Raw genomic sequence first — 4,710 nt, 5'->3', positions numbered from 1 at the left:
AGATGATCAGCCCGGTCGCACCCTTTGGTTTCAGATGTACGTGCGCCTCGACGTCGAGATTGGTCTAGTCCCTTGGACATAGCGCTCGGAGCCACGATGGAAGCCATATGCTCTCTTCAATGGCGCGTTGATTGTCGTCGCGGGCACCACCGGGTTATCCACGACCGCTTCGCTGTTGGGCTAGATGGCTATTACTTCGGAGCACCGGTTGACTCCGGAAAAGCTATGGTCGGGTTCAAATGGAACGGTACGCGCGGATCCCGTGACGGGATCAATGTAATGGAGCTCGAGCATGCCAAATGAGCTGAAGCCGATCCGTACTGTAAGCGATTACAGCGCTGCGCTGACCGGTGTCCTGCATTGTCGGACGAGCAGGATTGGTGCACCCGAAGGAGATCGACCGGCCGCGTTGGCGTCTCTAGCGGAAGTCTATGAGGTGAGGCGCCGTGCGGTAAACCCGCCGGATCCGATCCAGGCTATTCGACTCCGCATGGAGCAGTTGGGCCTCAGCCGGAGGGATCTCGAGCCGATGATTGGTACGTCTGCGAGGGTCTCCGAAATCTTGTCCGGTAAGCGCAGCTTGACAATTGGCATGATCCGGCGGCTGCGCGATGGTCTCGGCATTTCGGCCGACATCCTGAGCGAGCCCAGCCGCCATAGTTGACGGGCGCGAAGATGCAGGCCTGCTGGTGCCTTGAATCTCGTTGAATCTCGCCGGGGGCATTGAAGTCGCGGGCCCCGATGCCGACCATTCTGGGTTTCCGGTGACAGGTGGAGCCACCCTTCTCCACGCATATCTGCGCGATGCGGAGTGGAGGAGAAAGATGCCGGAGCGCGGCTTTCGTGGGGTTATGTCGACCGCCGCGCTCCCAGAGATGTTCTCAGCCGCCAGCCGGAGAGCCCAGACGCTGTTGGATCATCGCTGCGCCGTTAGTGGATAAAGAGCAAGGGTTAACCAAGGCTTGCAACTGGATTGTGTTTCGGCCTGCAATTCGGGCGCCAGCGCAATTTCGGTCCGCCGCAGGCACGCTGTCCACTGGGCCTGCTTGTCCAGCCGGCGCGGGGCGCCAAATACCGCCGTTCGCCGCCCTGCACACGCATGTACTGCAAAGCCTACGGTCAGAGAAAGCTCCGCAACCACAATATCTTACGGGCGACGGTGCCGGGCGGCGGAAAGTTCGAATCGTATCGGGTGGAATGACGGCTTACGCTCAAACTTAGCGTCGCTGAGGCGGCGAAGGATGGTTCGCTGGTTGGGACGGGCGAGTTTCCCATGTCCACTTTCTGGAGGAAGCGGCTGTCCGAGTGGCAAGAAGGTCGTCTGTCGAGCGTTACCGCTCCAATTCCGACCGATCATCGCGCCACTCAGGGGCGACGGTCGGCCCAGCCCGATCGAACGCTATTCACATCCATCTCCCGAGGGTGGTCACGGGATTCAATAATAGCGAGAAGGCGCCGCCTCGAATGAGACGGCGACTTCCGATTCGCCATGAGTGATCAGTCGGGGTTGCGGCCTTCGGCAGCGTTTTCGAGCACCGTGCCGGTCTTGGCATCGACGCCGACCTCATAGGTCTTGCCGTTGCTCCTGATGTCGAACGAGTAGCGAAGGCCGCTGCCGCCCTTCTCCTTCTCCAGTTCCTGGTCGGTGATGACGCCCGGACGCGCGGCGAGCGCGGTGTGACGAGCCGCAGCGAGTGTCACCTTGGCCTGAGGGGTGAGGTTCCCGCCCTTCAGCCCCGGACCGGCAACGGCTACGGACGCTCCGGTGACGGCGACGACAGCCGCCATTGCCGTCATGTAAAAGCGTTTACGCATGTTATTCTCCTACGAAGGCAACGTGCCTCGATCCGCAGAGATAGTGGTGCCGTCATTCGCTGCCGCTCAGGCGAATGTTGGGAATTGCTAATTTTCCGGATGGAGTGCTCGTTCCCACCTTTGTAGCCTTGATCGCGGCTGGAAGAGGCGAACGGCGTGAAGCTTCTATTGCTCGAAGACGACGAGGAGGTGCGCGACCGTGTCAGCCGCATGCTTCGCGCTGCTGGTCATGTCGTCGATGCGTGCAGGACCGGGCCCGATGCGATCTTCCTTGGCACCAGCGAGCCTTATGCGGTGCTGATCCTCGATCGCATGGTTCAGGGCGTCGACGGCCTCAGCGTGCTAAAGGCCATACGGGCTGCCGGAATTCAAACGCCCGCGCTGTTCCTGACCGCAATGGACGAAGTCGTCGACCGCGTCGAAGGCCTTGAAGCCGGTGCCGATGATTATCTGGTGAAACCCTTCGCGGCGACGGAACTGCTGGCACGGGTCAATGCACTGGGCCGGCGGCAGGCACTTTCTCAAGCGGTCACGCACCTTAAGGTCGCCGACCTCGAACTCGACCTGCTCAAGCGCACCGTGACGCGGGCCGGCAAACGGATCGAACTCCAGCAGCAGGAATATAAGCTCCTGGAATTCCTGATGCGGCACGCCGGCGAGATCGTCACGCGGGCAATGCTGCTTGAAAATGTCTGGTCGTTCCACTTCGAGCCCGGCACCAATCTCATCGAGAGCCATATGAGCCGTCTGCGCGCCAAGGTGGACCGGGGCTTCGATCGCGACCTCATCCATACGGTGCGCGGTGCGGGATACCGGCTCGATGCGCAAGCTTAGTCCGTTCAGCAGCGGGGCTTTCCGCTTCGCCTTGCTGGTCGCGCTGGTTTTTGCCGCGGGCACGTTCGCATTGCTCTATGCGGTGGAGCGCGCAGTCAGTGGTTACGCAACCGAAGTCGCAAGCGACAGCGTTTCAGCCGAGGTTGCGGTTATCGAGGATGAAGACCGCGTCGCCGGCCGAGTACAGGCGATCCAGTCAGTCGTTCGGCGGGAAAACGCGGTCCGAGAGCATCAACTTCGTTACCTTCTAGTGGACCGCGACGGCCACTATCTCGCCGGAAGCCTGCCTGCCTCGGCCGCGCACCTCGGGTGGCGGACAATGACGTTGCCAAACCGGGATCCAGGCGACGACGATGGCGCTCAAAGCATGGCGCTGATGTCGCTAGGCGGCCGTCTCAGCGATGGCGGCACCGTCGTGGTGGCGAGCGACACGTCGGATCTGGTTCAGTTGCGCCAAAGCCTGTGGGGGTTCGCCGTGAGTTTCGGCGGCGCGATCACGCTCCTGGCCCTGATCGGCGGTTATATCGTGGGCTCGCTCTTCCTGCGCCGGCTTGCGCAGGTCAACGCGTCGGTCGGGGAGATCATGCATGGCCGCTTTACCGAGCGCCTCCCGTCGATCGGAATGAGCCGGGAGTTCGATCAGCTTTCCCAAAATCTAAATCGCATGCTCGACCGGATCGAAACGTTGATGGAAGGCATGCGGCACATGTCGACGAACATTGCGCACGACCTGCGCACACCTTTGACCCGGCTGCGCCAGCGGCTCGAGGAGATGAAGGAAGGGTCGCCCGGCTCAGTTACCGGCGATCAGATTGACGGTGCCCTCTGCCAGATCGACCATGTCCTCACGATATTCCGCGCTTTGCTGAGGATCGGTGCGTTGGAGGCGGGGACGGCAGGCGAGCGTCTGACCAGGATCGACCTCAGCGCATTCCTGGCAGGCCTGGCCGACGCCTATCGGCCGGTGGCGGAGGATGGGGGCCATGTCCTGACGAGCGCCATCGAACCGGGTCTGTTTGTGCATGCTGACCCGGAGATGCTAGCCCAGGCGGTCATCAACGTTATCGAGAATGCCATCGTGCATACGCCTTACGGCAGCACGGTTTCGATCGCGCTTCAACGGCGCGGCGGGAACTGCAGCATTGTCGTCGCCGATAATGGACCAGGCATCCCCCAAAACGAGCGGGGGCACGTGCTCAAGCGCTTTTATCGCCTCAATGGAAGCAGCAGGCCCGGAGCTGGTCTCGGGCTGGCACTCGTCGCCGCAGTTGCCGCGGTTCACGGCGCGCGCTTGGTGCTTGCTGACAATCATCCTGGCTTGCGCGTCGAGTTGGAATTTGACCAGGCACAGTCATCTGTTTGACTGTTCGACCGCCGCTTCCGACATTGATCCTCTCAGAAGATAGACCAGTCCCAATGTGGCAGCCCTGTCGGGACACTTTTCACCCGGGTTGCAGAAGCGCATCGCAAAGGCGCGGCTTACGCGGGCGACGCGTCGCCCGGATGCCTGCCAGCGCGCTGGGGAAGAACCAATATGAGGACCACGATCACCACGGCCAGGATCGCCGACGCCAAGGGCCGACTAAATTCGAGCCCTCCCTTAGCTACCGGCTTATCGAGAAAATCGCCCACGGTTGCGCCGAGTGGCCGCGTGAGGATGAACGCTGCCCAGAACAGCGCAACGCGGCTGGTGCTCGTCATGAAACAAAGCGCGGCGAGAACGGTCAGCAACGCCCCGAACACCAGCGCGCCCCCGGAATAACCGAGGCCGGCGTCCGCGACCCAATCGCCCAGAGCGGTGCCAAGCGTTTGCGAGAAGGTAATGGTGATCCAGTAGAAGGCTTCGGCCTTCGGCGTCACGATCGTGTTGATGTTGACGCTGCCGAGCGTCCGGTACCAAGCCAAAAGCGACAGGAGCACGCAGCCGAGCAGCAGCAGCGACCCGCCGGGATAACCGATGCCGAGGGTGCGATCGGCGAAATCCGCGAGCGTCGTGCCTGCGGTGGTCGATGCGGCGATCGTCGCCCAATAGAGCCAGGGATTGAAGCTGCGCGCGCGAAT

Annotated in this window: 5 protein-coding genes; 3 read left to right on the top strand and 2 right to left on the bottom strand. The window is 61.9% G+C overall.

Annotation, left to right across the window (positions count from 1 at the left end; genetic code table 11):
• Window positions 1–292 precede the first annotated feature (292 nt).
• A complete protein-coding gene (locus tag BGN95_RS25670; protein WP_286774458.1) occupies window positions 293–664 on the top strand; it encodes a helix-turn-helix domain-containing protein in 372 nt (123 codons plus the stop codon).
• A gap of 833 nt (window positions 665–1,497) precedes the next feature.
• Here the strand turns inward: BGN95_RS25670 and BGN95_RS25665 are convergent.
• Window positions 1,498–1,815, bottom strand: a complete 318-nt coding sequence (locus BGN95_RS25665) for a PepSY domain-containing protein (RefSeq protein WP_286774457.1) — start codon at window positions 1,813–1,815, stop codon at window positions 1,498–1,500.
• Between the two features lie 156 nt (window positions 1,816–1,971).
• Here BGN95_RS25665 and BGN95_RS25660 point away from each other — a divergent pair, with 156 nt between their 5' ends.
• The gene (locus tag BGN95_RS25660; RefSeq protein ID WP_286774456.1) at window positions 1,972–2,649 is read left to right on the top strand and encodes a winged helix-turn-helix domain-containing protein; all 678 of its coding nucleotides are present in this window, start codon (window positions 1,972–1,974) and stop codon (window positions 2,647–2,649) included.
• Window positions 2,636–4,012, top strand: a complete 1,377-nt coding sequence (locus BGN95_RS25655; RefSeq protein ID WP_286774455.1) for a sensor histidine kinase — start codon at window positions 2,636–2,638, stop codon at window positions 4,010–4,012. The genes BGN95_RS25660 and BGN95_RS25655 overlap by 14 nt, the downstream gene beginning before the upstream one ends.
• Window positions 4,013–4,128: 116 nt before the next feature.
• Here BGN95_RS25655 and BGN95_RS25650 read toward each other — a convergent pair.
• On the bottom strand, window positions 4,129–4,710 hold a 582-nt coding region (locus tag BGN95_RS25650), incomplete at its 5' end, for a COG4705 family protein (protein WP_286774454.1).

Origin of the sequence: Sphingomonas sp. 66-10, assembly GCF_001897045.1 — a bacterium.
Taxonomy (GTDB): domain Bacteria; phylum Pseudomonadota; class Alphaproteobacteria; order Sphingomonadales; family Sphingomonadaceae; genus Sphingomonas; species Sphingomonas lycopersici.
Note: the sequence above shows the minus strand (reverse complement) of the source record. Positions and strands in the feature narration are given on the sequence as shown.

Coding starts and splice junctions, on each gene's coding strand:
- BGN95_RS25655 (WP_286774455.1), top strand. CDS start 2,636: ATGCGCAAGCTTAGTCCGTTCAGCAGCGGGGCTTTCCGCTTCGCCTTG.
- BGN95_RS25670 (WP_286774458.1), top strand. CDS start 293: ATGCCAAATGAGCTGAAGCCGATCCGTACTGTAAGCGATTACAGCGCT.
- BGN95_RS25665 (WP_286774457.1), bottom strand. CDS start 1,815: ATGCGTAAACGCTTTTACATGACGGCAATGGCGGCTGTCGTCGCCGTC.